4 protein-coding genes are annotated in these 5,643 nt (G+C 54.2%); all 4 read left to right on the top strand.

Annotated elements, in window-relative coordinates:
- Positions 1-133 precede the first annotated feature (133 nt).
- Positions 134-1,390: a diaminobutyrate--2-oxoglutarate transaminase gene (gene ectB / locus EN969_RS14340; protein WP_063169362.1), complete on the top strand. Its 1,257-nt coding sequence runs from the start codon at positions 134-136 to the stop codon at positions 1,388-1,390.
- Positions 1,383-2,222 (top strand): hypothetical protein, encoded by an 840-nt coding sequence (locus EN969_RS14335; protein ID WP_063169361.1) that lies wholly within the window; start codon positions 1,383-1,385, stop codon positions 2,220-2,222. The genes ectB (EN969_RS14340) and EN969_RS14335 overlap by 8 nt, the downstream gene beginning before the upstream one ends.
- 166 nt (positions 2,223-2,388) lie before the next feature.
- A complete protein-coding gene (gene ectB / locus EN969_RS14330) occupies positions 2,389-3,690 on the top strand; it encodes a diaminobutyrate--2-oxoglutarate transaminase (RefSeq protein ID WP_063169360.1) in 1,302 nt (433 codons plus the stop codon).
- Between the two features lie 463 nt (positions 3,691-4,153).
- Positions 4,154-5,643 (top strand): IucA/IucC family siderophore biosynthesis protein (locus tag EN969_RS14325; protein ID WP_164758253.1); only part of this gene is annotated, 1,490 nt, incomplete at its 3' end.

Here is a 5,643-nt window from a genome sequence, read left to right as displayed (position 1 = left end):
CACCAGACCAAACCCAGACCAAACAAAGCTGCCTCCGGCATTCTGCTTCAACGTTAAGCGACGAACATCTGCCGCAAACCACTAGCCATTAAACAGCTCTCTTCTTTGAAAGACTATGTGCAGAGGACTTGATATGGACACCGACGCTTTCACGGCTCATGAATCTAACGTTCGTCGTTATTGCCGGGCGTTCCCCACCGTCTTTACGAAGGCCCTTGGGGCGACGATCTGGGACGAGACGGGTAAGCCCTTTATCGATTTCCTGGTGGGTTCCGGCGCACTCAACTACGGGCACAACAATCCGGATATTATGGCGCCAGCGATTGAATATCTCGTCGGTGAGAACATTCTTCTGTCGCTTGATATGCATACGGCGGCAAAGCGTGACTTCATTGAAGGGTTCGTCGATTGGATCCTGAAACCCAGAGGCCTTTCGTACAAGATTCAGTTTCCCGGGCCGACCGGCACGAACGCCAACGAAGCGGCGCTGGCGCTGGCGCGAAAATACACCGGCCGCTCGAGCGTCATGGCCTTTACGAATGCGTTCCACGGCATGTCGCTCGGCTCTCTAGCGGTGTCGGGCTCGGCCTCAACCAGGGAACTGGGAGGCGTCGCTCGCCACGATGTGATCCGTGTTCCCTATGACGGCTATCCGAGCCAAGCTTTCGATTCCGCCAGTTACATCGACAGCGTTTTGAGCGACCCGGGGAGCGGCATAGAAAAGCCTGCCGCAATCATTCTGGAGACCATCCAGGCCGAAGGCGGCATGAACGCCGCATCCGCAGCTTGGCTCACGGAAATTCAGCGCATTTGCCGTACGCACGGCATTGTTTTTATCGTCGACGATATTCAGGCGGGTGCGGGCCGAACTGGCGATTTCTTCTCATTCGAGTCCGCGAAAATCGAACCGGATATTGTGTGTCTTTCCAAGTCCCTAAGCGGTTCAGGTAGTCCGTTGTCCATCGTTCTGATTCGACCCGACTTGGACATATGGAAGCCCGGAGAACATAGCGGGACCTTCAGAGGCAACAATTTCGCCTTCGTGACGGCAGGAGCCATGTGCAAGATGTGGTCGGATAGGAAATTTACTGCAGGTGTCGAGCGGACAGCCGTCAGGCTGCAAACGCACCTCGATCGCCTGGTTGCGAAATTTCCAAGATACATCGAACAGAAGCGCGGCCGCGGTCTGATGGCCGGCCTGAAATGCCGTTCACCGGCAGTTGTCGGCCGCGTGCACGATGTCGCATTCGAAAATGGCCTTCTTATCGAATCCTCGGGGCCAAATCGCGACGTTATCAAAGTCCTCCCACCGATAACCATCACCGATGCCGAACTCGATCGTGGCATCACCATCCTTGAACACGCACTACAGGAGCAAGACAATGCCTAGTCAGATATCTCAAGTGCCAGCCATCTCGCCGGTTTCGATCAAAGAACGGACCGGGTCGATCAACACGGCGGAGATCATCTCGGTCCTGAAAGGTGAGCTCACCGCTCTGCACATCAAGCAAGCTTTCAGCACCGAAGTAGCCGAGGAGATCACTACGAACTTTATTGGAAGCTCTGGTCTCAGAGAGCGTAAAGATGGTGTGCCCGGACAATATGTCGGCGCATCTCACTACAGGAAGGATGCAGCCACCTATTTCGCAGACGCCGAAAACGCGCGGCCGTACGTCGATGCCCTTTTTAAGAATTTGGTTGACCCGGTTCGAGCAGTATTCAGGGCGTTGAAGCGAGAGCTTCACAACCAGGGAATCGAATTGCGGCTAGCCCGTTCCGAACACGGCCAGGCCAATGTTTGTCGCGGCCTCAGTTGGTCGGGCACAGGCACATTTTCCTTGGATCCCCACGACGACGTCGCTCAAGTCTTACGTGCTGGCGATGATTACGAGCTTTCTGCGGTGGCGCACAATACGGTCGCAGCGCTCAACCTCTATCCCAGCATGCCTGAGGAAGGCGGCAATCTGAAGCTCTGGAGCCACAAGCCGACGGTTGCGGACCGGATATCGCAAGGTGTGGAGACCACTGGATATCCCTATTCGGCAGCCTATCTGGAAGCCGTCCCTTGCCGCGAGTTCGAGCTCAAAACCGGGGATATCGCCCTAATCGATGGCGGCTTCGTTCACGGGGTTACCGGTCAATTAGGCGACGGAAAGCGTCGCCTAGTGCTGAATTGCTTTTTCGGATTTGCGCGGCCTGATCTTGTTCTCTGGTGGACGTGACGTTGGACCTCGCAGCGATCGACTGGCTTGGGCCGTGAGTTGGCGTGGCCAGGCGTGTGACTGCTCATGCTGCCGTCATACAAGCCGAACCTCGAACCGATTGAAATGGCCTTCGCCAGACAGTTTGGGCTGATGCCTTTGCAGGCTACAATTCAGGACTCGCCCTATGAAGAAGCAGTTTACTCCTACAAACGATGTAAGCCTCGCGATCTTTGATCGTCTTGAGTCTGAGGTGCGGAGCTACGTCCGTGCGTTCCCAGTTCTGTTCGATCGAGGCGTCGGCACTGCCCTCATAGCTACAGACGGTCGGGAATACATCGACTTCTTGGGAGGCGCGGGAGCCTTGAATTACGGGCACAACAACCCAGCCTTCACGCGGGCGTTGTTGGACTACATTGCGCGCGACGGAATTGTGCACGGGCTCGACCTTGCTACGACCGCCAAGAAGGCCTTCATCGAAGCTTTTGAGCAGTTTATTTTGAAGCCCCGCGGTCTGTCTTATAAATTGCAATTTACTGGCCCCACAGGTACGAACGCGGTCGAGGCGGCTCTGAAGCTAGCTCGCCAAGTGACCGGCAGGTCAAACATCGTTTCGTTTACGAACTCGTTTCACGGAGTCAGCGCTGGGGCGTTGGCGGCAACCGGAAACACGAAGTTCCGAGATGCTGTCGGCTTTCCCCTCGCGCACGTGACATCGTTGCCGTACGAGGGCTATCTCGGCGCTTCAGACACGATCGAGTATTTCGAGAAGCTTCTCGATGATCCTAGCAGTGGTCTCGGCAAACCCGCTGCGGTGATCCTAGAAGCAGTGCAGGGCGAAGGCGGTGTCAATGCTGCTACCGTTGAATGGCTGCAACGGCTGCGTGATCTGACCTCTCGGCACGAGATCCTGATGATCCTCGATGATATTCAGGCTGGTGTCGGTCGCACAGGGAAATTCTTCAGTTTCGAGGCGGCTGAGATCGTGCCGGACATCGTTACCCTGTCAAAGTCGTTGTCTGCAATTGGAACGCCTATGGCCCTTGTCCTCATGAAGCCTGAACTTGATGTCTGGACGCCGGGTGCGCACACCGGCACGTTCAGGGGCAACAACTATGCTTTCGTCACTGCTCGTGCGGCCCTTGAGACTTACTGGTCCGACTCCAAGTTTGAAGATGAGATTGCTCGCAAATCAGCCATCTTGGCTCAAGAACTCAAGTCGATCGCAGACGACTTCCCCAGCCTTGCTCTGAATGTCCGAGGCCGCGGCTTGATGTATGGACTCGTATCACCAAAGCACCACTCATTGCCGGGGCTCATTTCCCGGGAAGCTTTTCGTCGCGGCTTGGTGATCGAGATCGCTGGCTCGTATGGTGAGGTGCTCAAGTTCATGACAGCCCTTACCATAACCGAGGCTGAACTGCGCCGTGGTCTGTCGATCGTACGCGACAGCATTGGCGCGGTGCAGGACAGCATTTCAGCGGAGTAGGCATTCACTCAGTCCCCCCTACCCAGTCTGGGCTTATCAAGCAAAGGAAATTCCGCTTTAGACGTATGCGATTGTATGGAGACGGACAGCAAAAATGGACACTCGGAGAGCTCAAACAATGGACACCGACCGCTTGACGTGATCGAACGACAGTACGGCATGTGCAAATCAATACACACTTCTTGCTCGTTGCAAGATGAAGGACGACGTCCAGGGCCGGTGAAACCGGTATTCTAATATATTATATAAGTAAGATGGTAATATTGCTGGTTTATCACGAGCGAAGACGAACGGTACACAACACATTAGAAATTAACTTGTATAAGAGGTCCGGTATTTCTTATCCTTTCTGATGAAAAATAGAACGGATTTTGTGCGACGTCGAAGTTTGGCGAGACGAGTGTAAGGCGCGTTCGCGAACCTTACACCGTTACGTTCTGAAGGAGTTGAGATCGTGAGTGATATGACAGCCCGAGACGATGAGATAAGCCTAGCCGAACGCGTAACGCAGCATTTGAAACCGCATTTATGGGCAAAGGCCAACCGGCTCCTTATCCGTAAAGCAATCAGCGAATTTGCACACGAGTTGCTAATTGCTCCTCGACTCCAGCGAATGGAAGGCGACTGGGGGAAGTATGTGCTGGAAAGCGAGACCCCTGGGTTGGAGTATTGGTTCCAGGCTCGGCGCCTCCTGCTAGATCACTGGCAAGTGGACGCCGGCTCTCTGGAGAAAAGGATTGAGGGCAGGCCGGCCCCCCTGGATGCGCTTGATTTTGTTATTGAGTTCAGCCGCCATCTTGGCATAAAGGAAGAGATGATGCCGGTTTACCTGCAGGAGATCAGCAGCACGCTGTATGGCAGCGCGTACAAGCAGGCCAAAACAGAGATATCCGCCGCAGAACTGGCTTTTGCCGATTACCAGATCGTTGAGGCTGGCATGACGGAGGGCCACCCGACCTTTATCGCGAATAACGGTCGCATTGGCTTTGACGCGCTCGACTATAGTCGCTATGCGCCGGAGGTGGGCAGTTCGATAAGACTCATATGGCTGGCCGTCCATAAAGAAATGGCAACGTTTAAGTCCATTTCAACGCTCGACTACGACCTTCTCATGCACGAGGAACTCGGTCGACAGGCGCTGGAACAGTTCGACGCAGCGTTGCGTCAAAAGGGACTAAACTCGACCGATTACATCTATATGCCAGCGCATCCTTGGCAATGGTTCAATCGGCTCTCAACTATCTTCGCGGCGGATATCGCCAACCGGCACATTGTCTGCCTAGGCCAGGGGAAGGACATATATCATGCCCAGCAATCGATCCGCACACTTTTCAATATAAGCGATCCGCATAAACGGTACGTGAAAACGGCGCTGTCGATACTTAACATGGGGTTTATGCGCGGCTTGTCACCGACACACATGCTGGCGACGCCCGCCATCAACGAATGGTTGAAGAATTTGCTCGACAGTGACTCCTATTTAGCCGCCAACGGCTTCAGCATCCTTCGCGAGGTCGCGACGATTGGCTATCGCAATCGTTGTTTCAACACCGCCCTCAAGAAGGACTCCCCTTACAAGCAGATGCTTTCTGCGCTGTGGAGGGAAAGCCCCCTTCGGCAGTTGAAAGAAGGGGAACGTCTGATGACAATGGCGTCGCTGCTTCATGTCGATTACAATGGTGAAGCACTCGTGACAGCCCTCATCAATGCCTCGGGGTTAGACGCCGCCGCTTGGCTACGCCGCTATTTTGAATCTTATCTGGCGCCGCTTCTCCACTGCTTTTATGCTTACGATCTAGCGTTTATGGCACATGGAGAAAATATAATTCTAGTTATGAAAGATCACGCTCCGACGCGAGTTATCATGAAAGACATTGGCGAGGAGCTTCGTATTCTAGGCGGAGATCTCAACGTGCCGGAGGAGATTAAGAGGATCTGCATTCAAGTAAATCG

It is taken from the genome of Mesorhizobium sp. M7A.F.Ca.CA.003.01.2.1, from assembly GCF_003998945.1.
Classification (GTDB): Bacteria; Pseudomonadota; Alphaproteobacteria; order Rhizobiales; family Rhizobiaceae; genus Mesorhizobium; species Mesorhizobium ciceri.
Note: the sequence above shows the minus strand (reverse complement) of the source record. Positions and strands in the feature narration are given on the sequence as shown.

What these genes read in the sequence shown, in the direction of transcription:
- ectB (WP_063169362.1), top strand. Translation starts at nt 134, where the DNA reads ATGGACACCGACGCTTTCACGGCTCATGAATCTAACGTTCGTCGTTAT.
- EN969_RS14335 (WP_063169361.1), top strand. Translation starts at nt 1,383, where the DNA reads ATGCCTAGTCAGATATCTCAAGTGCCAGCCATCTCGCCGGTTTCGATC.
- ectB (WP_063169360.1), top strand. Translation starts at nt 2,389, where the DNA reads ATGAAGAAGCAGTTTACTCCTACAAACGATGTAAGCCTCGCGATCTTT.